The following is a 21,815-nucleotide window of genomic DNA, read 5'->3' on the forward strand; positions in this document are numbered from 1 at the left end:
GAAAAGGATGGAGTCGCGTTACGAGCGATGAGAGGCTGGTCGCCGCCGGAGCGCAGCTCCCGGAGTGTAGCCTGCTACATGAGGAGACGACCGGGCCGGCGCACCGGCACCGCCGGCGGCCAGCTTTCTTCAATAAGAGCCCGAGCGCAGTAGCGAATCCGCCTTTTCTGTTAGTCGCCGATGACCATGACGCCTTCCGCCTCGAACTGCGCACCCTTGGGCAGCGCCTTGACGCCGATGGCGGCGCGCGCCGGGTAGGGCTTCTCGAAGAACTCCTCCATCACGGCGTTGACCACCGCGAACTGCCCCAGGTCGACCAGGTAGAGGTTGAGCTTGACGATGTCCTGCAGGGAGCCGGCGGCCTCCTCGCAGACGGCGCGCAGGTTGGTGAAGACCTGGCGGGCCTGGGCCTCGAAGTCGTCGGAGACCAGCTCCATGGTGGCCGGGTCCAGGGGGATCTGGCCGGAGAGGTAGACGGTGTTGCCGGCCTTGATGGCCTGGGAGTAGGGGCCGATGGCGGCGGGGGCCTTCTCGGTGTTGATCACAGCCTTGTTGCTCATGGTGTCGCTCCGTTGTGGTTCTGTTCGGTAAGGAAACGGCCCGGCGCCCCCGGCGGGGGCGACCGGACCGATGGGGGAAGTGTCAGTTGCCCAGGCGGCTGATGCGCTCGACGTGGGAGAGGTTGCGCAGCCGCTTGATGATGCGCGCCAGGTGCACGCGGTCGCGCACGGCGAGGGTCAGGTTGACGGTGGCCAGGCGGGCGTCGCGCTCCTCGATGCCGATGCGCTCGATATTGGCGTCGGCGTCGGTGACCACCCCGGCGAGCTCGGCCACCAGGCCACGGCGGCTCTCCACCTGCAGGCGCAGCGCCACCGGGAAGTCCTCGTCGATCTCCCGGGCCCACTCCAGCGGGAAGAGCTTCTCGGGATCGTCGCCGAGCTCGGCGAGGTTGCGGCACTCGGCGCGGTGCACCACGATCCCCTTGCCCGCCGAGAGGTGGCCTACCACGGGGTCGCCGGGCAGCGGGTGGCAGCAGCGCGCGAACTTGATCACCATGCCCTCGGCGCCGCTGATCACGATGGGGCCCTGCTGGCGAGCCGCCGCGGGGCCGGGTGCCGTCTCCTCGCCATGCTGCAGGTCCACCAGGCGCCGGGCGATCACGTGGGCGACCCGCGAGCCGAGGCCGATGGACTCCAGCAGGGCGTCCTCGTTCTTCAGGCCCAGCTCCGCCAGCAGCTCGGGCAGCGGCCCCTCGGGCAGCTCCTCCAGGCTGGTCTCGAACGCCGCCAGCGCCTTGTTGAGCAGGCGTCGGCCCAGCTGCACCGCCTCGGTGTGCTGCTGGTGCTTGAGCGCGTGGCGGATCGCCGAGCGCGCCTTGGCGGTGGCCACGAAGTTGAGCCAGGCGAGGTTGGGGCGCGCCCCCGGGGCGGTGATGATCTCCAGGGTCTGGCCGCTCTCCAGGCGGGTGGAGAGTGGGGCCAGGTGGCGGTCGATGCGGCAGGCGATGGTGCTGTTGCCGATGTCGGTGTGCACGCTGTAGGCGAAGTCGATCACCGTGGCGCCCTGGGGCAGCTCCATGATGTCGCCCTTGGGGGTAAACACGTAGATATCATCGGGGAAGAGGTCGTTCTTGACGTGCTCGATGAACTCCAGCGAGTCCCCGGCATGGCGCTGCATCTCCAACAGCCCCTTGATCCAGGAGCGGGCCCGGGCGCGGCTGCCCTCAGCAATAGGATGGTCGGTCTGGCCCGCCTTGTAGAGCCAGTGGGCGGCGATGCCGTTGTTGGCCATGGCCTCCATCTCGCGGGTGCGGATCTGTACCTCGATGGGCATGCCCCCCGCGCCGAACAGGGTGGTGTGCAGGCTCTGGTAGCCGTTGGCCTTGGGGATGGCGATGTAGTCCTTGAAGCGCCCGGGCACCGGCTTGTAGAGGTTATGCACCACGCCCAGGATGCGGTAGCAGCTGTCGACGTCCTCGGTGAGGATGCGGAAGCCGAAGACGTCCATGATCTCGTTGAACGACTTGCGCTGGTCGCGCATCTTCTTGTAGATCGACAGCAGGTGCTTCTGGCGGCCGACCACGGTGCCGGCCAGCCCCTCGTCGTCGAGGCTCTGCTGCAGGGTGTTCTGGATCTGGCGGATCGCCGAGCGGCGGTGGCCCCGGGCGCTGGAGACGGCGCGCTTGATGCGCTCGGCACGCATCGGGTGGATCGCCTGGAAGGAGAGGTCCTCGAGCTCCACGCGGATGGTGTTGATGCCCAGGCGGCTGGCGATACGGGCGTAGATCTCCAGGGTCTCGCGGGCGATGCGGCGCTTCTTCTCGGGGCGCAGGGCGCCCAGGGTGCGCATGTTGTGCAGGCGGTCGGCGAGCTTGACGATGATCACCCGGATGTCCCGGGACATCGCCAGCACCATCTTCTGGAAGTTCTCGGCCTGGGCGACCGCCTTGTCCTCGAAGGCGATCTGGGTCAGCTTGGAGACGCCATCCACCAGCTCCGCCACCGGGGCGCCGAACTGGCGCGCCAGGGCCTCCTTGCCGACCCCGGTATCCTCGATCACGTCGTGCAGCATGGCGGCCATCAGGCTCTGATGGTCCATATGCATGTTGGCGAGGATGTTGGCGACGGCCAGGGGGTGGGTGACGTAGGGTTCACCGGAGCGCCGGCGCTGGCCGTCGTGGGCCTGCTCGGCGTAGTAGAAGGCGCGCTTGACCTGCTGGATCTCGCCCTGGGGAAGGTAGCCGCCGAGTCGGTCGGCCAGGTCATCGATGGTGAACATGCGGCGCGCCCTGACTCCTGCGTGAGTGTCCGGAAGGGAGCGACGGCGCCTGGGCGCCGTCGGGGATCACTCCTCGGCGAAGCTGCCGTACTGGGGCTGGGGCGGCCGCACCGGGGCCTCGACGGGCTCGTCGAGCACGCTGGCGTCGACCAGGCCGGCGGCGATCTCGCGCAGGGCCATGACGGTGGGCTTGTCGTTCTCCCACGGCAGTTGGGCGTCGCGGGAGCCGCGGGCCAGCTGGCGGGCGCGCTGGGTGGAGATCATCACCAGCTTGAAGCGGTTTTCGACGTTTTCCAGACAATCTTCGACAGTGACTCGCGCCATGGATGCCTTCCTGAAGTGCTGACGGGACCCCGGCGTCGCGCGCACGGGGCGCGAGACGGGAGTCCGCTATGGATAGACCTGATAGGTTACTCGAGGCGCGGCAGCGCTGACAAGCGCCACGCGCGGGCCTCAGGCGAGCAGCGCCTGGAGCAGGGGGGCGTGGGTGGCGCCGGCGCGTTCGCGGGTCAGGCGGCGCGACACCACCAGGGCGCGCAGCTCGTCCAGGGCGGTGGTGAAGTCGTCGTTGATCACCAGGTAGTCGTACTCGTCGTGGTGGGACATCTCGCTCACCGCGTCGCGCATGCGCCGCGCGATCACCGCGTGCTCGTCGGTGCCGCGGCCCGCCAGGCGTCGCTCCAGCTCCTCCCGGGAGGGCGGCAGGATGAACACCGACACCGCCTCGGGCATCTGCTGGCGCACCTGGCGCGCGCCCTGCCAGTCGATCTCCAGGATCACGTCCTGGCCGGCGGCTAGCGCCGCCTGCACCGCCGGGCGCGAGGTGCCGTAGTAGTTGTCGAACACCCGGGCGTACTCGAAGAACTCGCCGCGCTCGATCATCGCCTCGAAGCCGGGGACGTCCACGAAGTGGTAGTTGACCCCGTCCACCTCGCCCTCGCGACGGGCACGGGTGGTGTGGGATACCGACACCTGGATGCCGTCGAGGCTCTCGATCAGCTCGCGCACCAGGCTGGTCTTGCCGGCGCCGGAGGGGGCGGAAACGATGAACAGCGTACCTTGCGACATGCGCGTCTCCGGGTTGGGAAAGGGGTTGGGACCGAGGGTTGGGATCGCGGTCTGCTGACCGGGCCGAGGCCGGCGGCGGAAGGGGGCGAAGTATCGCATACCCGCCCGGCGCCTGCATCCGGCTAGCCGGCGGGGGTGGCGCCCGGTGAGGAATGGCGCTCCAGCCGGCGTCCCAGGGCGAACACCGCCAGGCCGCCGAGGGCCAGGCCCGCCCCCACCAGCCCCGTGGCCGACCAGGCCGCGCCGGCCTTGATGGTGGCCCCGCCCAGCCAGGCGCCCAGGGCGTTGGCGCCATTGAAGGCGGCGTGGTTCATGGAGGCGGCCATGGTCTGCGCCTCGCCGGCCACGTCCATCAGCCGCGCCTGCAGCGCCGGTCCCAGGGCGATGCCGGTGCCCACCAGGGTGACGAACAGCAGCCCGGTGACGAGGTGGTTGGCGGCCGCATAGAAGCCCAGCTGCACCAGCAGGCTCCACACCAGGATGCAGGGGATCGCCCCCACCGGGTGGCGGTCGGCCAGCCGCGCGCCCACCAGATTGCCGACGATGCCGCCCAGGCCGAATAGCGTCAGCACCCAGGGTCCCAGCGTCTCGGGCATGCCGGCCTGAGCGCGCAGGGTGGGCACCACGTAGCTGAACACCGCGAACATGCCGCCGAAGCCGATGGCGGCGACACCCAGGGTGGCCAGCACCCGCGGGCTGACCAGGGCACCGAGCTCGCGGCGCGGGCTCGCCGCGCGATCGCCGGGCTGGGCCGGCACGCACAGCCGGATCATCAGCATGGTGGCCAGGGCCACGGCGCCCACGGCGTGAAAGGCGAAGCGCCAGCCCAGCCACTGGCCGGCCCAGGTCGCCAGGGGCGCGCCTACCACGATGGCGGCGCTCAGCCCCAGCATCACCCGGGCGATGGCCCGGGCGCGCTGGTCCACCGGCACCGCCGCCGCGGCCACCAGGGCGGCGACCCCGAAGAAGGCGCCGTGGGGCAGACCGGCGACGAAGCGCAGGGCGACGAAGGGCCAGAAGGCGGTGGTCAGGGCGCTGGCCACGTTGCCCAGCGCGAACACCAGCATCAGCGCGATCAGTAGGGCGCGGCGTGGCACCCGGGCGGCGAGCGCCGAGATCAGCGGCGCGCCCACCACCACGCCCAGGGCATAGGCGGAGATGGCGTAGCCGACGTCGGCGGTGGCCACCGCCAGGTTGGCGGCCACGCGCTCCATCAGGCCCATGATCACGAATTCGCTGGTGCCGATGCCGAAGCCGCCCAGCGCCAGGGCGAGCTCCGCCAGCCGTGGATGGCGGGCCACGGCGGAGGAAGGGGTGGACATGGGGATCTCCGCAAACAGGCGACCCCGGCGGGCGGCCGGGGTCGTGGGAACAGGACGAAAGTATAGGGCAGGGCAGTCAGCAGACGAAGGGTCGCCGTCTACTCGATGTTCTGGATCTGCTCGCGCATCTGCTCGATGAGCACCTTGAGCTCCACCGCGCAGCGGGTGGTGCTGGCCACCACCGACTTCGATGACAGGGTGTTGGCCTCGCGGTTGAGCTCCTGCATCAGGAAGTCCAGGCGGCGGCCGATGGGCCCCTTCTGCCTGAGCTGGCGCTCCACCTCGGCGACGTGGGTGGCGAGGCGGTCGAGCTCCTCGTCGACGTCGGCCTTCTGGGCCAGCAGGGCGAGCTCGGCCTCCAGGCGCTGGGGGTCGAGCTCGGCGCGCACGCCCTCCAGCCGCTCCAGCAGCTGGGCGCGCTGGCGCTCGAGGATCTGCGGCATCAGGGTGCGCACCTCGGCCACCTGGGCCTCGATACCGGCGAGCCGCTCGCGGATCAGGGCGGCGAGCTTGTCGCCCTCCCGGGCGCGGCCGGCCACCAGGTCGGCCAGCGCCTGGTCGAACAGGGTGAGCGCCGCGGCCTTGACGCTCTCGGGGTCGGGACCACGGTTCTCCAGCACGCCGGGGTAGTCGAGCAGGGCCAGGGCATCGGGCGGGGTGGTGTCCTCCACCGCCTGGCGCACCTCGGCCAGTGCCTGGGCGAGCTCGGCCAGGCGCGCGCCGTTCACGGCCAGGCCGGCGGCGTCGCCGGCGGGCTCGAAGCGCAGGCTCACCTCCACCTTGCCCCGGGCCAGCCGGGCGCGCAGCGCCTCGCGGAAGGCCGGCTCCAGGTCGCGCAGGCTCTCGGGGAGGCGGAAGTGGGGCTCCAGGTAGCGCTGGTTCACCGAGCGCAGCTCGAGCTGCAGGCTGCCCCAGGAGGCGCTGTGCTCCTGGCGGGTGAAGGCGGTCATGCTGTGGACCATGGGGCCTCCTGACGACGGGGTGGGGGGAGATGGGCGCAGTGTAACCGATTCGCCGGCAGCACCGGGCCAAGCGTGTAGAATGGCGGCCAGCCGATTCCCCCACCGACGAGATCACGAGGACCCATGGCCAACGACGTTCGACGCCCCAGCGGGCGCGCCCCCGAGCAGCCACGCGAGATCCGCCTGACCCGCGACTACACCCGCCACGCCGAAGGCTCGGTGCTGGTCGAGTTCGGTGACACCAAGGTGCTGTGCAACGCCAGCGTGGAACCCGGCGTGCCGCGCTGGCTGCGCGGCAAGGGCCAGGGTTGGGTCACCGCCGAGTACGGCATGCTGCCGCGTGCCACCCATACCCGCGGCGGCCGCGAGGCGACCCGCGGCAAGCAGGGCGGCCGCACCCTGGAGATCCAGCGCCTGATCGGCCGTTCGCTGCGCGCGGCGGTCAATCTCAAGAAGCTGGGCGAGTTCACCATCACCGTGGATTGCGACGTGATCCAGGCCGACGGCGGCACCCGCACCGCCTCCATCACCGGCGGCTGCGTGGCGCTGGTGGATGCCATCCGCTACCTGCAGCGCAACAAGCTGATCAAGGGCGACCCCTTCAAGCAGCTGGTGAGCTCCATCTCGGTGGGCCTGTTCAAGGGCGTGCCGGTGGTGGACCTGGACTATCCCGAGGACAGCGCGGCCGACACCGACATGAACGTGGTGATGGCCGAGGCGGGCAGCCTGATCGAGGTGCAGGGCACCGCCGAGAAGGGCAGCTTCAGCCGCGCCGAGCTCAACGCCATGCTGGAGCTGGCCGAGAACGCCGGCGCCCAGCTGTTCGAGCACCAGCGCGAGGCGCTGGGCATCCCGCGCTGAGGCGCCGGGCTGCCGCCATCAACGCAGAGTGCCGGCCTCGGGGGCCGGCACTCTGCGTTCCGGCGAGGCGGAACGGCGACGGGGGCAGGGCTCAGAGCGGCAGGTCGTACTCGACGATCAGCGGGGCGTGCTCGGAGAAGGTGGCGTCGTAGTCGATCCAGGCGTCCACCACATGGCGGCGGAAGTTGGGGCCCACCACCTGATAGTCGATGCGCCAGCCCTCCTGGCGGGAGCGCGGCACCTCCTGGTCGAGCTTGGGCCACCAGGTGTACTCGCCGGCGTCGCGGTTGATCTCGCGGAAGCAGTCGATGAAGCCGGTGGGGCCGAACACCTGGTCCATCCAGGCGCGCTCCTCGGGGGTGAAGCCTGGGGTCTCCTGGTTGTCGGCCCAGTTCTCCAGGTCGATGGTCTTGTGGGCGATGTGCCAGGTGCCGCAGATGATGTACTCGCGGCGCTTGCGCGCCATCTTGCTCAGGTACTCCTGGTACTGTGCCATGAAGGCCTGCTTGGCGGCGGGGTCGCTGCCGTCGGGCATCAGGAAGCTGGCGATGCTGAAGCGGTCGTAGTCCGCCTGCAGGAAGCGTGCCTCGTGGTCGCACTGGGGGAAGCCCAGCCCGTACATGATCGCCTTGGGGATCTTGCGGCAGTAGAGGCCGACCCCGGAGAAGCCGTCCTGCTCGGCGTCGAGGAAGTAGCCCTCGTAGCCTTCCGGATAGAGGATGCTGTCGTCCAGCTCGAAGCTCTTGGCCTTGGTATTCTGGATGCAGACGACATCGGCGTCCTGGTTGGCCAGCCAGTCGAGGAAGCCTCGCCCGACGGCCTCGCGGATGCCGTTGACGTTGATGGTAGCGATTTTCATACGTGGTCCCTTTACCGTCGCGCGTGTATGATACCCGACGTTTCGACGTTTGGGTAAATGGCGAAGGCCAATAAACGTGATAGGAGGCCCCGTGGCGGATCGACGCATGCAGCCCTACCAGCGCGAGTTCATCGAGTTTGCCATCGCGCAGGGGGTGCTGCGTTTCGGCGAGTTCACGCTCAAGTCGGGTCGTGTCAGCCCCTACTTCTTCAACGCCGGGCTGTTCCGCACCGGCGGCGCCCTGGCCCGGCTGGGGCGCTTCTACGCCCGCGCCATCGCCGACCAGGCGCCGGCCTTCGACGTGCTCTTCGGCCCCGCCTACAAGGGTATCCCGCTGGCCGCCACCACCGCCGTGGCGCTGGCCGACCACCACGACCGCGACCTCCCCTACGCCTTCAACCGCAAGGAGGCCAAGGCCCATGGCGAGGGCGGCAACATCGTCGGCGCCGAGCTCGAAGGCGATATCCTGATCATCGACGATGTGATCACCGCCGGCACCGCCATCGGCGAGGTGATGACGCTGATCCAGGGCGCCGGCGCCCGCGCCGCCGGGGTGGTGATCGCCCTGGATCGCCAGGAGCGCGGCAGCACCGAGGGCGAGGCGCGCAGCGCCATCCAGGAGGTCGAGGCGCGCTACGCCATGCCGGTGATCAGCATCGTGACGCTGGACATGGTGCTGGCCTATCTTGAGGAGCAGGGCGGCGAGCGCCTGCGTGGCCACGCCGACGCCATCCGCGCCTATCGGGAGCGCTATGGCGTGACGCCGGAGTGAGCTATGCTGTACGTTAAGTGTACAAGATTTTTGTTTCGTACAGCCTTCGGCGTCGACAGGAGAGAGGGAGAGACGGGATGCGAGCGATGACGAGAGGCCTCATCGGCCTGGCGCTGCTGGTCGGCGCGAGCGGCGTGCAGGCCAGCGAGCTGGACCTCAACCTGGGCGCCGATGCGGTCCAGTTCGAGGCGGCGGGCGAGCTGGTGGAGGGTATCCGCCTGGGCGGCGGGGTGGTGGACAGCGATTACCGTGAGGACGCCACCGTCTTCCACGCCCAGCTGATGGGCAGCCAGCACACCTCGCGCCGCGAGATCGGCGTGGGCGCTCGCTGGACCCACTACGATACCGACGTCGGCGAGGGCGGCGGCCTCGGCCTGGGCGGCTACGGCTACGTCTACCTGCCCAGCCTTCCCGAGGTCTCGCTGGGCGGTTATGGCTACTATACGCCGGATGCCGTGACCAGCCGCGAGCTGGAGGAGGGCTACGAGGTCGGCCTGCGTGCCCGCTACGCCTTCACCCCCAACGTCGACGGCTACCTGGGCGTGCGCCAGCTGGACGCCGACTTCAAGGATGAGCCGGGCAGCCGCACCCTGGATCGCGGCGCCCAGGTCGGGGTTCGCCTGCGCTTCTGACTCCCTGTCTCCCGACCCCCGGCATCGATGGCGGGCCCCCTGGCGGGGCCCGCCTGCGTTCCACGGGGCCTCACCGGAGCCGCCATGCTCGACGTCGTCCTCTACCAGCCCGAGATCCCCCCCAACACCGGCAACCTGATCCGCCTGTGCGCCAACACCGGCTTTCGCCTGCACCTGATCGAGCCGCTGGGCTTCGTGCTGGATGACAAACGGTTGCGCCGGGCGGGGCTCGACTACCACGAGTGGGCGGCGGTGCGGGTGCATCCCGGCTGGGAGGCATACCTGGCGGCGGCGGGCCCGGAGCGCCTCTTCGCCGTTTCGACCCGCGGCCGGACCGGCTATCATGAGCCTCGCTACCGGGCCGGCGACGCCTTGGTGTTCGGCCCCGAGACCCGCGGCCTGCCCCAGGCGCTGCTCGACGCCCTGCCCGAGACGCAGCGGCTGCGCATCCCCATGCGCGAGGAGAGCCGCAGCCTCAACCTCTCCAACGCCTGCGCGGTGCTGGTCTTCGAAGCCTGGCGACAGCTGGGCTTCGCCGGTGCCGCCGGAGTCGATACCCGATGAACGCGCCCCCCACGATCCAGCAGCGCCTCGCCGGCCTCAACCCTCGCCAGCGCGAGGCGGTCGCCCACATCGACGGCCCCTGCCTGGTGCTGGCCGGCGCCGGTTCCGGCAAGACCAGCGTGATCACCACCAAGATCGCCTACCTGGTGCAGGTGTGCGGCATGAGTGCCCGGCGCATCGCCGCGGTGACCTTCACCAACAAGGCCGCCCGGGAGATGAAGGAGCGCGTGGGCAGCATGCTCAAGGGCCGGGAGGGGCACGGGCTCACCGTCTCCACCTTCCACACCCTGGGGCTCAACATCATTCGCCGCGAGCTCAAGGCGCTGGGCTACCGCCCCGGCTTCTCGCTGTTCGACCCCGAGGACGCCAAGGCCCTGCTGCGCGACCTGATGCACAAGGATGCCCAGGTCGACGCCGACCAGATCAACGCCGTGCAGCACCGCATCTCCGACTGGAAGAACGATCTGGTGCTGCCCGGCCAGGCGCTCTCCCACGCCGCCGACGAGGACGAGCTGTTCGCCGCCCGGGTCTATGAGGCCTACAACCGCCACCTCAAGGCCTACAATGCGGTGGACTTCGACGACCTGATCCTGCTGCCGGTGGTGCTGCTGCGCGACGACCCCGAGGCCCTGGCGCGCTGGCGCAAGCGCATCCACTACATGCTGGTGGACGAGTACCAGGACACCAACGTCAGCCAGTACCAGCTGGTCAAGCTGCTGATGGGGGAGCGCAAGACCTTCACCGTGGTGGGCGACGACGACCAGTCGATCTACGCCTGGCGCGGCGCGCGGCCCGAGAACCTGGTGACCCTGGGCGAGGACTTCCCGCGTCTCAACGTCATCAAGCTGGAGCAGAACTACCGCTCCACCGGCACCATCCTGCGCGCCGCCAACACCCTGATCGGCCATAACCCCCACGTCTACGAGAAGACCCTGTGGTCGGAGATGGGCGAGGGCGCGCCGATCCGCGTGGTGGTCAACCGCCACGAGGAGGCCGAGGCGGAGCGCGTGGCCAGCGAGATCCTCACCCGCCGCATCAAGGAGCGTGCGGAATGGCGCGACTTCGCGGTGCTCTACCGCGGCAACTTCCAGGCCCGGCTGCTGGAGCTCAAGCTGCAGCACTACCAGATCCCCTACAAGCTCTCCGGCGGCACCTCCTTCTTCTCGCGCAACGAGATCAAGGACGCCATGGCCTACCTGCGGCTGTTGATCAACCCGGCCGACGACAACGCCTTCCTGCGCATCGTCAACGTGCCGCGCCGGGAGGTCGGCCCCGGTACCCTGGAGAAGCTCGCCAATTACGCTACCGAGCGGGGCATCGCGCTGTTCGCCGCTTGCCATGAGCTGGGCCTGGCCGAGCAGCTGCCGACCCGAGCGGTGGAGCGCCTGGGGCGCTTCACCCACTTCATCGACGGGGTGCGCCGGCGCATGGATGGCGGCGATGCCATCGCCGCCATCCGCGACATGCTGCGCGAGATGGACTACGAGGCGTGGCTCTACCAGAACGCCAGCGCGCCCACCATCGCCGAGCGGCGCATGGCCAACGTCTGGACCCTGATCGACCAGCTCGAACGCTCCATGCAGGCCGACCCCGAGGAGAGTTCGGTGACCGAGGAGACCGAGACCGATGACGTGGAGTCGGCGATCTCGCGGCTGGTACTGCGCGACATCCTCGAGCAGCAGGCCGAGGAGGATGACTCCGACCGCGTCCAGCTGCTCACCATGCACGCCTCCAAGGGCCTGGAGTTTCCCCACGTCTACCTGATGGGCCTGGAGGAGGAGCTGCTGCCCCACCGCAACGCCATCGAGGCGGGCACCGTGGAGGAGGAACGGCGCCTGGCCTATGTAGGCATCACCCGGGCGCGGCGCACCCTGACCCTGACCCTGGCCCGCCAGCGCAAGGCCTATGGCGAGCTGATGGACTGCGCGCCGAGCCGCTTCCTCGATGAGCTCCCCGAGGCGGACCTGGAGTGGGAGGGGCGCACCGACCGCGAGGACCCGGAGAAGAAGCAGGCCCGCGGCCAGGACGCCATCGCCGGGTTGCGCTCCCTTTTGGGCTGAGGGCTCCCTACTCGGCTGAGGGCTCTCTGCTGGATCGAAGCTGCCATCCCCGAACGCAAGCGGGGCGCCCTAAGGCGCCCCGCGTGTCGTCCTGTCGGCCGGCTTACTGCACCGGCTCGATCAGGTAGTCGGTGGCGGCCTTCACCTCGTCGTCGGAGAGGTTGGGGTTGCCGCCCTTGGCCGGCATGGCGTTGAAGCCGTTGATGGAGTGGTCGTAGAGGGTCTCGACGCCCTGCTCCAGGCGCGCGCTCCACTGCTCGGCGTTGCCGCGCACCGGGGCGCCGGCGGCGCCGGTCTCGTGACAGGCCATGCAGATCTGGTTGTAGATCGCCGCACCATCGATGCCGGCATGGGCGGGTTCCGCTGCCGCCTGGCTTTCATCGGCGCTATCCGCAGCGGTGTCTTCGGCAGCAGAGGCCTGCTCGGAGGCGGCTGTTTCTGCGGACGAGGCGTCCTCGGCCGGCGCCGCTTCGCCACCGCCCTGGGCAGTGACATCCATCACCGGCTCGACCAGATAGTTGGTGGCCGCCTTCACCTCGTCATCGGAGAGGTTGGGGTTGCCGCCCTTGGCGGGCATGGCGTTGAAGCCATTGATGGAGTGGTCGTAGAGGGTCTCGATGCCCTGCTCGGCGCGCGCGCTCCACTGCTCGGCGTTGCCGCGCACCGGGGCGCCGGCGGCACCGGTCTCGTGGCAGGCCATGCAGACCTGGTTGTAGATCGCTTCGCCGTCGATGCCGGCGACCGCGGCATCGGCCGACGCCTCACCGCCGCTGTCCCCGCTGGAGGCCTCGCCCTCGGCGGCGGCCGCGTCGCCACCGCCTTGCGCGGGCACCTCCATCACCGGCTCGACCAGGTAGGCGACCGCTGCCTCGACCTCGGCGTCGGAGAGGTTGGGGTTGCCGCCCTTGGCGGGCATGGCGTTGAAGCCGTTGATGGCGTGATCCAGCAGGGTGGCGAAACCTTTTTCGGTGCGTGCGCTCCACTGCTCGTCGTTGCCACGTACCGGGGCACCGGCGGCGCCGGTCTCGTGGCAGGCCATGCAGACGTTGTTGTAGATGCCTTCACCATCGATATCGCCACCGCCTCCGCTGGAGGCGCTGCTGCCACCGCCGCTGGCGGCGGCCATGGTGCCGCAATCCTCGCCCTGGACGCAGAGCTCCCCCACCGGTGCCAGGCGCTCGGCGATCGCCTCGCGCTCGGCATCGTCCTGCGCCATGGCGGTGCCGGCGCCGACGGTCAGGCCCAGGGTGGCCAGACACCCCATGATCAGCTTGCTGGATTTCACTCTCACCACCTCTTCACGGTCCTTAAGGAATTGTTCGCGGCAGCGCCCGGCGGGAACAGCATCGGCGATGCAGCCGAGAGAGATGCCGTCTTGCACTCATGGGGCCACAGTATACCGGCATCCCCGGCGGCTGGAAAATGGCGGGACCCCGCCGATGGTGGGGAGGCGCGCTGGACAGCGACCGGCGTGGCGGTTAGGATGTCGACCGCTCGGCGCCACGCCGGGCCGTGCGCCCGTAGCTCAGTTGGATAGAGTGTTGGCCTCCGAAGCCAAAGGTCGCAGGTTCGAATCCTGCCGGGCGCGCCACGAATTCGAGGGCCCGGGGAGACGCATCTCCCCGGGCTCTTTCGCATGCGCGACGTTGGAATAATGGCTTGATGTGAGTCAATCAATACTGTGCAACATGTTGCTGCGTCATGGCAGCATGATGTCGGTCAAAAACCATTCATGTTGTTATAAAAAATATTGTCTTTGATATCGTTATGTGATTTGGCAGACTCTGCCGTCCATTGGCGACGATTCAGGGACGATGAAGACCTATCTGGGAAAGATGCGCGGCGAGCGCCTGCAACGCGAGACCCCCGACCTCGTTGATGCCCTCTGGTCCTGGCTGGGGGCGGTGGTCGGCATGGGGGCGATCTGCTGGCTCAGCGCCCACTGGCTCTCCCAGCATCTGCTGATCGTGGCCTCCTTCGGTGCCACCTCGGTGCTGCTCTATGCGGCCCCGGAGAGCCCCTTCGCCCAGCCACGCAACGTGCTGCTGGGCAGCCTGCTCTCGGCGGTGGCGGGCGTCGCCTGTTTCCAGCTGCTGGGCGCCACGCCGCTCGCCGTGACCCTGGCGGTCTCGCTCTCCATCCTGCTGATGCAACTGACCCACAGCGTGCACCCGCCCGGTGCGGCGGCCGCCCTGGTGGCGGTGATCGGCGGCCCGGAGATCACCGGGCTGGGCTGGTGGTACCCGCTGATGCCCATCGGCATCGGCTGCGCCATCATGCTGGTGGTCGCCGTGCTGGTGAACAACCTGGCTCGCCATCGTCGCTATCCGCTGCACTGGTAGGGGCTCGGGCTGGTAGGAGACTCGGGAAAACGGGGCAGGAAAGCGGAGCAGGAAAAACCGCAACTTTCTTCCCGCCAAAACGGAAAGGATTTCCCCTCTATTCGGCCTCGCAGGGGCTCGGTGGCGCCGGGGGGCTTCTGCTATCGTCTCGTGCACCATCCACGCCGCCGGGATGCCGGCGGCCCCACACAGGAGGCAGCAGATGGCGAATCCCCCAGACGCGACCGTTCCCGCCACCATGTCGGCCATGCTGCTGACCGGCCATGGCGACGTCGACAAGCTGGTCTATCGTGACGACGTGCCGACCCCCCAACCGGGGCCCGGCGAGGTGCTGGTGCGGGTCACCGCCACCGCCAAGAACAACACCGACCGCAAGGCCCGCGAGGGGCTCTACCCGGTGAAGAAGGGCGAGGTGACCTCGTTTGCCATGGGCGGCGAGCCGACCCTGACCTTCCCGCGCATCCAGGGCGCCGACATCGCCGGGCGGGTGGCGGCGGTGGGCGAGGGCGTCGACCCGGCTCGCCTCGGCGAGCGCGGCCTGCTCGACTTCAACCTCTACCCGGACGCGCGCCGCGACATCAACCTGACCCCGGACTACTACGGCCACGGCGCCGACGGCGGCTTCGCCGAGTACGTCGTCGTGCCTTCCGACCAGTTCCATCACGTGCCCAATCCCGAGCTCAGCGATGCCGAGCTCGCCGCCCTGGGCATGTGCTCCTACCAGACCGCCTACCACATGATGACCTCGGCGGGAGTGAGTGCCGGTGAGCGGGTGCTGGTCAGCGGCGCCAGCGGCGGTGTGGGGACCGCGCTGGTCCAGCTGTGTCGCATCGTCGGCGCCATTCCCTACGCGGTGAGCCAGCCGGAGAAGGCCGCGGCGCTCGAGGCGCTGGGCGCCGAGGCGGTGATCGACCGCGGCGACCTCGACGGCTTCGCCGAGCGGGTGCTCGCGGCCACCGGCGGCGCGCCCATCGACGCGGTGATGGACCTGGTCGGCGGCGAGATGACCGACTGCTTCATCGACACCATGATCCAGGACATGAAGGCGCGTACCAGCTACCCGCGGCTCTCCATCGCCGGCGCCAGCGGCGGCAACATCTCGGAGATCCTGTGGACGCGTATCTACCTCTACCAGGTGCAGATCTTCGGCGTCTCCCACGGCACCCGGGAGGAGGCCGAGCAGCTGATCGCCTGGATCCGCTCCGGCGACCTGAAGCCGGTGCTGCATGCCGCCTTCAGGCTCTCCGAGCTGCACGCCGCCGAGCGCTACTTCGTCAGCCGCGGCAGCAACTTCCTGGGCAAGATCGTGATCGTGCCCGACAGCCAGTGGGATGCGCACGGCGCGCCCTTCGCCCTGGCCGCTTCCTCTGCCAGCCAGCCCTCCGCCAGCCAGGAGCCGCGCCCATGAGCCGCCCGCTGACCTTCAGGATGATGGACACCCACGCCGGCGGCGACGTCAGCCGCATCGTGCTCGGCGGCATCGACGCCCTGCCCGGTGCCACGGTGCGCGACCAGATGCACTACCTGCGCGACGATGCCGACGGCCTGCGCAAGCTGTTGCTGTTCGAGCCCTACGGCGTGCCGGAGATGTCGGTGGACCTGGTGGTGCCCGCCACCGACCCCGAGGCGGCGGCCGGCTACATCATCATGGAGGTGATGGGCTACCCCATCTACTCCGGCTCCAACACCATCTGCACCGCCACCGCGGTGCTCGAGGCCGGCATCGTGCCCAAGCAGGAGGGCGTGCAGCGCTTCACACTCGAGGCCCCGGCGGGGCGGGTCAACATCGAGGCGCGGGTGGAGAACGGCGTGGTGGAGGCGATCACCTGCGAGGGGCTGCCCAGCTACATCGACACCTACCGCGCGACGATCCACGTGCCTGGGCTGGGCGAGGTCACCTACAGCGTGGCCTACAGCGGCGGCTTCTATGCCCTGGTGGACGCCACCGAGCTCGGCTTCCACCTCAACCGCGACGAGGAGCGCGAGCTCGCCGAGTGCGCCCACAGGATCGTCGAGGCGATCCAGGCCGAGCGCGGCTTCTCCCACTACACCCTGGGCGATGTGGGGCCGCTGCCCTTCCTGCATTTCATGGGGCCGGTGGAGCAGGTCGCCGACGACTTCTACCGCTCGCGTTCCGCCACCTATGTGCACCCCGGAGTGATCTGCCGCAGCACCACCGGCACCGGCACCTCGGCGCGCCTGGCGCTGATGCGCCACGAGGGCACCATCGCGCCCGGCGACAGGCTGGAGACCATCTCCCTGCGCGAGACCGGCTTCATCGGCACCTTCACCGGCACCCGGGAGGAGGGGGCCCACACGGTGGTGGAGAACACCATCACCGGCAAGGCCTACGTGCTGGGCCATACCGAGGTGGTGGTCAACTGCGACGACCCCCTGGTGGCGTGCGGTGGCCTGCACCATATCCTGAGCGCCCGCCATGGCTGACGGGAGGGAAGGCCCGCCGCCGGAGCAGCCTCGAGCAATCCTTGCCCTCGCCATCTTGACCCGCTCGATTCGCCCGCCTGCCCCTTGAGCGTCGCCGCCAAAGGGGGCAGGCTGGCGCTCGTTCATCCTTCCGACCGCCCCCCTTTCGACTGACCCAGGAGGCTTGCCGTGGCCATCACCAACTTCTCCGACCTGCTCAGCGAGGCGCGCCTGCAGCCCGATGCCCAGCGCCTGCTGTTCGTCTTCACCCGCGCCGAGCTGCCGGACAACCCCTCCGCCGAGCAGCGTGCCCGCTTCGAGCAGGGCGAGGGCGGCGTACTCACCCCGGTGCTGTGCGTCGACAAGGCCCCCGAGGAGCTTAGCGACATGGCCGCCCTGGTGGCGGAGTCCCACAACACCGGCGTGGAGTGGGACATCGTCTTCGTCGGCGCCCTCTCCGGGCGCGGCGGCGAGGCGCCGGCTGCCGACCAGGCCGAGGCCCAGCTCGAGCGCATGGTGGAGTCGCTCAAGATGGGCAACGTCGAGCCGTTCCTGGCGCTCGACCGCCAGGGCGAGGCGGTGCGCATCGGCTGACATGGCGGCGTCATCACCATAGGGTTGAATTATCAGGGTGATGGCACCATTTAATTGTCGCTATCAGTCGATGCGGGCTACCATGCGTCCCGTATTCGAGACACCCTCATACCAAAGTCGAAAGGAGCATCAGCGAATGTCCCTGCTGAACACCGAAGTCAAGCCGTTCAAGGCCACCGCTTACCACAACGGCGAGTTCGTCGAGGTCAACGAGGAGCAGCTCAAGGGCCAGTGGAGCATCTTCTTCTTCTACCCGGCCGACTTCACCTTCGTCTGCCCCACCGAGCTGGGCGACCTGCAGGACAACTACGAGGAGTTCAAGAAGCTGGGCGTCGAGATCTTCAGCGTCTCCACCGACACCCACTTCACCCACAAGGCGTGGCACGACAGCTCCGAGACCATCGGCAAGCTGACCTACCCGATGCTGGCCGACCCGACCCACACCATCTCGCGTAACTTCGAGGTGCTGATCGAGGAAGATGGCATCGCCGAGCGTGGCACCTTCGTGGTCGACCCCGATGGCAAGATCCAGATCGTCGAGCTGAACGCCGGCAACATCGGCCGTAACGCCGAGGAGCTGCTGCGCAAGGTCAAGGCCGCCCAGTACGTGCGCGCCAATCCCAACGAGGTCTGCCCGGCCAAGTGGGAAGAAGGCGAAGAGACCCTGTCTCCGTCCCTGGACCTGGTCGGCAAGATCTAAGCCGGTCCCTGCCGCGAGGTCCCGCCCCGGGCCTCGCCGCCCCTGCCCCGGGCACCTTCCCCCGCCCGGGGCCCCTATTCCGACTCATGAGATGCTCCCCGCGCTGCCCGACCGGCAGGGCGCGGCCGTCTCGTGATCCCGACTCCCGAACATGAAGGAACACGCTGTCATGTTGGACGACAATCTGAAAACTCAGCTCAAGGCCTACCTGGCCAAGGTTACTCAGCCCTTCGAGATCGTTGCGTCCCTCGATGACGGCGCCAAGTCGAAGGAACTCCACGGCCTGCTGACCGATATCGTCGGCCTGACCGACCAGATCACCCTCAAGCTCGACGGCCAGGACGCACGCCGCCCGTCGTTCGCCATCAATCGTCCCGGCGAGGAGACCGGCGTGGTCTTCGCCGGCCTGCCCATGGGCCACGAGTTCACCTCCCTGGTGCTGGCGCTGCTGCAGGTGGGTGGCCATCCGCCCAAGGCCTCCGATGAGGTGATCGAGCAGATCAAGGGCCTCGAGGGCGAGCTCCGCTTCGAGACCTACTTTTCGCTCTCCTGCCAGAACTGCCCGGACGTGGTCCAGGCGCTCAACCTGATGGCGATCCTCAACCCGGGCGTCCACCACGTCGCCATCGATGGCGCGCTGTTCAAGGACGAGGTGGAGGAGCGCCAGGTGATGTCGGTGCCCAGCATCTACCTCAACGGCGAGCCCTTCGACCAGGGCCGCATGAGCCTGGAGCAGATCCTGGCCAAGGTGGATACCGGCGCCGCCGAGCGCGAGGCCGCCAAACTCGGCGAGAAGCCGACCTTCGACACCCTGATGATCGGCGGTGGCCCGGCCGGTGCCGCGGCGGCGGTCTATGCCGCGCGCAAGGGCATCCTCACGGGCGTGGCCGCCGAGCGCTTCGGCGGCCAGGTGCTCGACACCATGGCCATCGAGAACCTCATCTCCGTGCCCCACACCGAGGGCCCCAAGCTGGCCGCGGCGCTGGAGGAGCACGTCAAGGAGTACGAGGTCGACATCATGAACCTGCAGCGGGCGGTCAAGCTGCTGCCCGGTCGCCCCGGCGAGGTGCACGAGGTGCAGTTCGAGTCCGGTGCCAGCCTCAGGGCGAAGACCCTGGTGCTGGCCACCGGCGCCCGCTGGCGCGAGATGGGCGTGCCCGGCGAGGCCGAGTACCGCAACAAGGGCGTGGCCTACTGCCCCCACTGCGACGGCCCGCTGTTCAAGGGCAAGCACGTGGCGGTGATCGGCGGCGGCAACTCCGGCGTCGAGGCGGCCATCGACCTGGCCGGCATCGTCGGCCATGTGACCCTGATCGAGTTCATGGACGAGATGCGCGCCGACGCCGTGCTGCAGAAGAAGCTGCGCAGCCTGCCCAACGTCGACATCGTCCTCGGCGCCCGCACCACCGAGGTGAACGGCGACGGCAAGCGCGTCACCGGCCTCACCTATGAGGAGCGGGCCAGCGGCGAGGTCAAGAAGATCGATCTGCAGGGCGTCTTCGTACAGATCGGCCTGGTGCCCAATACCGAGTGGCTCAAGGAGTCGCCCATCGAGCTCTCCGAGCGCGGCGAGATCGTGGTCGATGCGCGCGGCATGACCAGCGTGCCCGGCATCTTCGCCGCCGGCGACGTCACCACCGTGCCCTACAAGCAGATCGTCATCGCCATGGGCGAGGGCTCGAAGGCCGCCCTGGGCGCCTTCGACCACCTGATCCGCAGCTGATCATGCTCGGGTGATCCCGGGGCGCCTCGGCGCCCCGACCGATAAGCGCCCCCGCCGGGAGAACCGGCGGGGGCGCTTGTCGTTTTGGCCGGCTCGACGCTAGGGCCTGAAGAGCCTATTCAGGGGGCGGCGTCCAGCACCTCGACCCGCTCGATCACCACCGGGGTCTCGGGAACGTCGCCGAAGCGGCCACGGTTGCCGGTGGGCACCCGCTTGATGGCGTCCACCACCTCCATGCCCTCGACGACGCGGCCGAACACCGCGTAGCCCCAGGTCTGGCCCGACTGGGTGCTGACATGGTCGAGGAAGCCGTTGTCGGCGACGTTGATAAAGAACTGGGCGGTGGCCGAGTGGGGGTCGCCGGTGCGCGCCATGGCCAGGGTGCCGCGGCGGTTGCTCAGGCCGTTGTCGGCCTCGTTCTCGATGGGGGCGCGGGTCGGCTTCTGGGCGAAGTCGGCATCAAAGCCGCCGCCCTGGATCATGAAGCCGTCGATCACCCGATGGAAGAGGGTGCCGTCGTAGTGGCCGGACTCGGCGTAGGCGAGGAAGTTCTCGACGCTCGTCGGCGCTTGATCCTCGAAGAGCTCGAGGCCGATGGCGCCCTCGCTGGTGTGCAACACCACCTCGGTGTCGTTGGATTGGGCCAGTGCAGGGCCGGCTAGCGGAACCACGGTGAGTAGGGCAAGGGCGAGGCGACGCATGGGGGCTCCTGTCGTCAAGGGAATCGTGATGGGAAGGTGGGCCCAGCATACGGCGCCGGGCGCGGGCTGTCAGCGCTCGTCGTCCCGGCAGGCCGTATGGGCGCGGGCCATCGCCTCATCGGCGCCATCGAGGGCGAAGACCATGAACCAGGGGTCGTCGGGGGCGCGCATCAGGCGCAGCCGCAGCAGCTTTCCCTGGCGCATCTCGTCGAGAAGCAGGCGCTGCTGCGGCAGCTCGAACTGCACATAGAAGCCGCTGTCGCCACGCTCGATGCGGAACTCGGCCTGGCCGGAGTGGATCGTCGCCTCGTCGACCCGCAGGTCGGCGGGCACGCGGTTGACCGGGCGGCTCTCGGCCTGGCGCTCACCGAGGTCGACCCGCATCTCCAGCCAGGGGGCCTCGCAGGCGCCGGGGGTGAAGGTGACGCCGAAGTGGGCGTCGGCGTAGGTGTCGCCCTCCAGGGCGCGGTAGAGGCGCTGCTCGCCGAGGCTCAGGGCCATCGACTGCCAGGCGCCGTGGCGCTCGACGTCGGCGACGTTGAACTGCACCGCGCCGGCCGACCCGGCCAGGGCCAGGCCGACCAGGGCGGCGGCGAGACGGGGAAGGCGAGACGGCATCCTGGGCTCCTCGGGGGACGATGCGCCCGAGGCTAGCACGCCGCCCCCCGACGCGCAGCCGGGTGGCTACTGGAAACAGAAGGAAGAAAGAGCGCTCAAGGCTTCTCCGGCGACAGGGCTTCGAGGGGGCGCTGTGAACCCTTCCGTGGGCGCTACCGATGCCATCCCTGGCATAGGACCCCCTCTTCGACCTGTCCCCGGCGCCTTTCGCGACCGTCGCATGTCTGACTGCGATAGCCGTGCTACTGGGAATGCTGCATACCTTCCATGTCGTCGCCCATCTCCATGGGCATGCCCCCACCGAACTCGCCGCCCAGCTCGCCGCGGCCCAGGCGCCCCAGCAGGTCGAGGTCGATCTCGGCGAAGCTCACCAGCTCGCCGCCATGCGCCTCGCGGAACGCCACGGCGTCGGCCTCGTCGGCGAAGGAGGCCAGGGTGTGGCCCATGGCGCCGCGCTGGTCGTGGCCCACCACGTAGGTTGCCTCGCTGGCCGGCACGAAGGCCTCGTCGTCGGGGGTGGCCCAGGGCGCGGCGGCGACGTCGTGGACATAGGCGTGGGAGACCTGGGTCTCGTTCTCGGGCTGCTTGAGGAAGGCGAACAGGTCCATGGTGGAGCAGAACTTCAGCGCCTCGCCCTGCGCCGCCATGAAGGCCTGGCCCTTGGGGCCGGGGTGCTCGTCGATCAGCATGCCGCAGACGTGGCAGCTGTCGCCTTCCTCGATGGGTTGGGCGGCGGCCAGCGCCTCGGGTTCGGAGTCGCCACAGGCGGCGAGCAGCAGGGCGGAGATCAGCAGCAGCGGCAGGAGGAGTCGGTTCATCGGGGTCTCTCTACACG

General features: G+C 69.1%; 22 protein-coding genes and 1 tRNA gene. 12 read left to right on the forward strand and 11 right to left on the reverse strand.

What is annotated here, in order from left to right; translation table 11 throughout:
• Nucleotides 1-170: 170 nt before the first annotated feature.
• From BLP95_RS10425 to BLP95_RS10450, 6 genes are all read right to left on the reverse strand, one after another.
• Nucleotides 171-560, reverse strand: coding sequence for a RidA family protein (locus tag BLP95_RS10425; protein WP_023006141.1), 390 nt, complete (start codon nt 558-560; stop codon nt 171-173).
• Nucleotides 561-642: 82 nt separating this feature from the next.
• Nucleotides 643-2,778: a RelA/SpoT family protein gene (locus tag BLP95_RS10430; RefSeq protein ID WP_089678965.1), complete on the reverse strand. Its 2,136-nt coding sequence runs from the start codon at nt 2,776-2,778 to the stop codon at nt 643-645.
• A 66-nt stretch (nt 2,779-2,844) separates the two neighbouring features.
• Nucleotides 2,845-3,102, reverse strand: a complete 258-nt coding sequence (gene rpoZ / locus BLP95_RS10435; protein WP_089678968.1) for a DNA-directed RNA polymerase subunit omega — start codon at nt 3,100-3,102, stop codon at nt 2,845-2,847.
• A 129-nt stretch (nt 3,103-3,231) separates the two neighbouring features.
• On the reverse strand, nt 3,232-3,846 hold the full coding sequence (gmk, locus tag BLP95_RS10440) for a guanylate kinase (protein ID WP_089678971.1): 615 nt from the start codon (nt 3,844-3,846) through the stop codon (nt 3,232-3,234).
• A 122-nt stretch (nt 3,847-3,968) separates the two neighbouring features.
• Complete coding sequence (locus BLP95_RS10445) at nt 3,969-5,168, reverse strand: MFS transporter (protein WP_089678974.1); 1,200 nt, start codon at nt 5,166-5,168, stop codon at nt 3,969-3,971.
• 98 nt (nt 5,169-5,266) lie between these two features.
• Nucleotides 5,267-6,130 carry a YicC/YloC family endoribonuclease gene (locus BLP95_RS10450; protein ID WP_089678976.1) on the reverse strand — a complete coding sequence of 288 codons (864 nt, stop codon included), beginning with the start codon at nt 6,128-6,130 and terminating at the stop codon, nt 5,267-5,269.
• A gap of 123 nt (nt 6,131-6,253) precedes the next feature.
• Here BLP95_RS10450 and rph point away from each other — a divergent pair, with 123 nt between their 5' ends.
• Nucleotides 6,254-6,991, forward strand: a complete 738-nt coding sequence (gene rph, locus BLP95_RS10455) for a ribonuclease PH (RefSeq protein WP_023006147.1) — start codon at nt 6,254-6,256, stop codon at nt 6,989-6,991.
• A gap of 91 nt (nt 6,992-7,082) precedes the next feature.
• Here the strand turns inward: rph and BLP95_RS10460 are convergent, their stop codons facing one another.
• Entirely contained in the window at nt 7,083-7,850 is a 768-nt protein-coding gene (locus BLP95_RS10460) for an exodeoxyribonuclease III (RefSeq protein ID WP_089678979.1), read from the reverse strand.
• Nucleotides 7,851-7,956: 106 nt separating this feature from the next.
• Between BLP95_RS10460 and pyrE the strand changes: the two genes are divergently transcribed.
• The 4 genes from pyrE (at nt 7,957) to rep (ending at nt 11,878) form a co-directional block, all read left to right on the forward strand.
• A complete protein-coding gene (gene pyrE, locus BLP95_RS10465) occupies nt 7,957-8,622 on the forward strand; it encodes an orotate phosphoribosyltransferase (RefSeq protein ID WP_089678982.1) in 666 nt (221 codons plus the stop codon).
• 86 nt (nt 8,623-8,708) lie between these two features.
• Nucleotides 8,709-9,254 carry a YfaZ family outer membrane protein gene (locus BLP95_RS10470; protein ID WP_245678735.1) on the forward strand — a complete coding sequence of 182 codons (546 nt, stop codon included), beginning with the start codon at nt 8,709-8,711 and terminating at the stop codon, nt 9,252-9,254.
• Between the two features lie 84 nt (nt 9,255-9,338).
• Nucleotides 9,339-9,818, forward strand: a complete 480-nt coding sequence (gene trmL, locus BLP95_RS10475) for a tRNA (uridine(34)/cytosine(34)/5-carboxymethylaminomethyluridine(34)-2'-O)-methyltransferase TrmL (protein ID WP_089678987.1) — start codon at nt 9,339-9,341, stop codon at nt 9,816-9,818.
• Nucleotides 9,815-11,878: a DNA helicase Rep gene (gene rep / locus BLP95_RS10480; protein WP_089678990.1), complete on the forward strand. Its 2,064-nt coding sequence runs from the start codon at nt 9,815-9,817 to the stop codon at nt 11,876-11,878. Before trmL ends, rep begins: the two co-directional genes overlap by 4 nt.
• A 103-nt stretch (nt 11,879-11,981) precedes the next feature.
• Here rep and BLP95_RS17105 read toward each other — a convergent pair whose 3' ends face one another.
• Nucleotides 11,982-13,163: a c-type cytochrome gene (locus tag BLP95_RS17105; protein ID WP_245678736.1), complete on the reverse strand. Its 1,182-nt coding sequence runs from the start codon at nt 13,161-13,163 to the stop codon at nt 11,982-11,984.
• Nucleotides 13,164-13,392: 229 nt separating this feature from the next.
• On the opposite strand from BLP95_RS17105, the gene BLP95_RS10495 reads away from it, so the two are divergent.
• The 7 genes from BLP95_RS10495 (at nt 13,393) to ahpF (ending at nt 19,661) form a co-directional block, all read left to right on the forward strand.
• Nucleotides 13,393-13,469, forward strand: a tRNA-Arg gene (locus BLP95_RS10495).
• Nucleotides 13,470-13,692: 223 nt separating this feature from the next.
• The gene (locus BLP95_RS10500; RefSeq protein ID WP_089678993.1) at nt 13,693-14,220 is read left to right on the forward strand and encodes an HPP family protein; all 528 of its coding nucleotides are present in this window, start codon (nt 13,693-13,695) and stop codon (nt 14,218-14,220) included.
• Nucleotides 14,221-14,422: 202 nt separating this feature from the next.
• Nucleotides 14,423-15,628, forward strand: a complete 1,206-nt coding sequence (locus BLP95_RS10505; protein ID WP_089678996.1) for an alcohol dehydrogenase catalytic domain-containing protein — start codon at nt 14,423-14,425, stop codon at nt 15,626-15,628.
• Nucleotides 15,625-16,665, forward strand: a complete 1,041-nt coding sequence (locus BLP95_RS10510; protein WP_089679001.1) for a proline racemase family protein — start codon at nt 15,625-15,627, stop codon at nt 16,663-16,665. Before BLP95_RS10505 ends, BLP95_RS10510 begins: the two co-directional genes overlap by 4 nt.
• A gap of 168 nt (nt 16,666-16,833) precedes the next feature.
• The gene (locus BLP95_RS10515; protein ID WP_089679004.1) at nt 16,834-17,238 is read left to right on the forward strand and encodes a ribonucleotide reductase subunit alpha; all 405 of its coding nucleotides are present in this window, start codon (nt 16,834-16,836) and stop codon (nt 17,236-17,238) included.
• 136 nt (nt 17,239-17,374) lie between these two features.
• Nucleotides 17,375-17,938 (forward strand): alkyl hydroperoxide reductase subunit C, encoded by a 564-nt coding sequence (gene ahpC / locus BLP95_RS10520; protein WP_089679007.1) that lies wholly within the window; start codon nt 17,375-17,377, stop codon nt 17,936-17,938.
• 169 nt (nt 17,939-18,107) lie between these two features.
• A complete protein-coding gene (ahpF, locus tag BLP95_RS10525; protein WP_089679009.1) occupies nt 18,108-19,661 on the forward strand; it encodes an alkyl hydroperoxide reductase subunit F in 1,554 nt (517 codons plus the stop codon).
• 119 nt (nt 19,662-19,780) lie between these two features.
• Here the strand turns inward: ahpF and BLP95_RS10530 are convergent, their stop codons facing one another.
• The 3 genes from BLP95_RS10530 to BLP95_RS10540 all read right to left on the reverse strand — a co-directional run bounded on the left by BLP95_RS10530 (nt 19,781) and on the right by BLP95_RS10540 (nt 21,798).
• Complete coding sequence (locus BLP95_RS10530; protein WP_089679013.1) at nt 19,781-20,362, reverse strand: peptidylprolyl isomerase; 582 nt, start codon at nt 20,360-20,362, stop codon at nt 19,781-19,783.
• A gap of 69 nt (nt 20,363-20,431) precedes the next feature.
• On the reverse strand, nt 20,432-20,980 hold the full coding sequence (locus tag BLP95_RS10535; RefSeq protein WP_089679016.1) for a hypothetical protein: 549 nt from the start codon (nt 20,978-20,980) through the stop codon (nt 20,432-20,434).
• 242 nt (nt 20,981-21,222) lie between these two features.
• Complete coding sequence (locus tag BLP95_RS10540; protein WP_089679019.1) at nt 21,223-21,798, reverse strand: nitrous oxide reductase accessory protein NosL; 576 nt, start codon at nt 21,796-21,798, stop codon at nt 21,223-21,225.
• Between the last annotated feature and the right edge of the window lie 17 nt (nt 21,799-21,815).

The organism is Halomonas shengliensis (assembly GCF_900104135.1).
Lineage (GTDB): Bacteria > Pseudomonadota > Gammaproteobacteria > Pseudomonadales > Halomonadaceae > Halomonas > Halomonas shengliensis.

What these genes read in the sequence shown, in the direction of transcription:
- BLP95_RS10510 (WP_089679001.1), top strand. Translation starts at nt 15,625, where the DNA reads ATGAGCCGCCCGCTGACCTTCAGGATGATGGACACCCACGCCGGCGGC.
- BLP95_RS10505 (WP_089678996.1), top strand. Translation starts at nt 14,423, where the DNA reads ATGGCGAATCCCCCAGACGCGACCGTTCCCGCCACCATGTCGGCCATG.
- rep (WP_089678990.1), top strand. Translation starts at nt 9,815, where the DNA reads ATGAACGCGCCCCCCACGATCCAGCAGCGCCTCGCCGGCCTCAACCCT.
- ahpC (WP_089679007.1), top strand. Translation starts at nt 17,375, where the DNA reads ATGTCCCTGCTGAACACCGAAGTCAAGCCGTTCAAGGCCACCGCTTAC.
- BLP95_RS10470 (WP_245678735.1), top strand. Translation starts at nt 8,709, where the DNA reads ATGACGAGAGGCCTCATCGGCCTGGCGCTGCTGGTCGGCGCGAGCGGC.
- gmk (WP_089678971.1), bottom strand. Translation starts at nt 3,846, where the DNA reads ATGTCGCAAGGTACGCTGTTCATCGTTTCCGCCCCCTCCGGCGCCGGC.
- BLP95_RS10450 (WP_089678976.1), bottom strand. Translation starts at nt 6,130, where the DNA reads ATGGTCCACAGCATGACCGCCTTCACCCGCCAGGAGCACAGCGCCTCC.
- rpoZ (WP_089678968.1), bottom strand. Translation starts at nt 3,102, where the DNA reads ATGGCGCGAGTCACTGTCGAAGATTGTCTGGAAAACGTCGAAAACCGC.
- BLP95_RS10500 (WP_089678993.1), top strand. Translation starts at nt 13,693, where the DNA reads ATGAAGACCTATCTGGGAAAGATGCGCGGCGAGCGCCTGCAACGCGAG.
- BLP95_RS10460 (WP_089678979.1), bottom strand. Translation starts at nt 7,850, where the DNA reads ATGAAAATCGCTACCATCAACGTCAACGGCATCCGCGAGGCCGTCGGG.
- rph (WP_023006147.1), top strand. Translation starts at nt 6,254, where the DNA reads ATGGCCAACGACGTTCGACGCCCCAGCGGGCGCGCCCCCGAGCAGCCA.
- BLP95_RS10445 (WP_089678974.1), bottom strand. Translation starts at nt 5,168, where the DNA reads ATGTCCACCCCTTCCTCCGCCGTGGCCCGCCATCCACGGCTGGCGGAG.
- trmL (WP_089678987.1), top strand. Translation starts at nt 9,339, where the DNA reads ATGCTCGACGTCGTCCTCTACCAGCCCGAGATCCCCCCCAACACCGGC.
- BLP95_RS10535 (WP_089679016.1), bottom strand. Translation starts at nt 20,980, where the DNA reads ATGCCGTCTCGCCTTCCCCGTCTCGCCGCCGCCCTGGTCGGCCTGGCC.
- BLP95_RS10540 (WP_089679019.1), bottom strand. Translation starts at nt 21,798, where the DNA reads ATGAACCGACTCCTCCTGCCGCTGCTGCTGATCTCCGCCCTGCTGCTC.
- ahpF (WP_089679009.1), top strand. Translation starts at nt 18,108, where the DNA reads ATGTTGGACGACAATCTGAAAACTCAGCTCAAGGCCTACCTGGCCAAG.
- BLP95_RS10530 (WP_089679013.1), bottom strand. Translation starts at nt 20,362, where the DNA reads ATGCGTCGCCTCGCCCTTGCCCTACTCACCGTGGTTCCGCTAGCCGGC.
- BLP95_RS10425 (WP_023006141.1), bottom strand. Translation starts at nt 560, where the DNA reads ATGAGCAACAAGGCTGTGATCAACACCGAGAAGGCCCCCGCCGCCATC.
- pyrE (WP_089678982.1), top strand. Translation starts at nt 7,957, where the DNA reads ATGCAGCCCTACCAGCGCGAGTTCATCGAGTTTGCCATCGCGCAGGGG.
- BLP95_RS10430 (WP_089678965.1), bottom strand. Translation starts at nt 2,778, where the DNA reads ATGTTCACCATCGATGACCTGGCCGACCGACTCGGCGGCTACCTTCCC.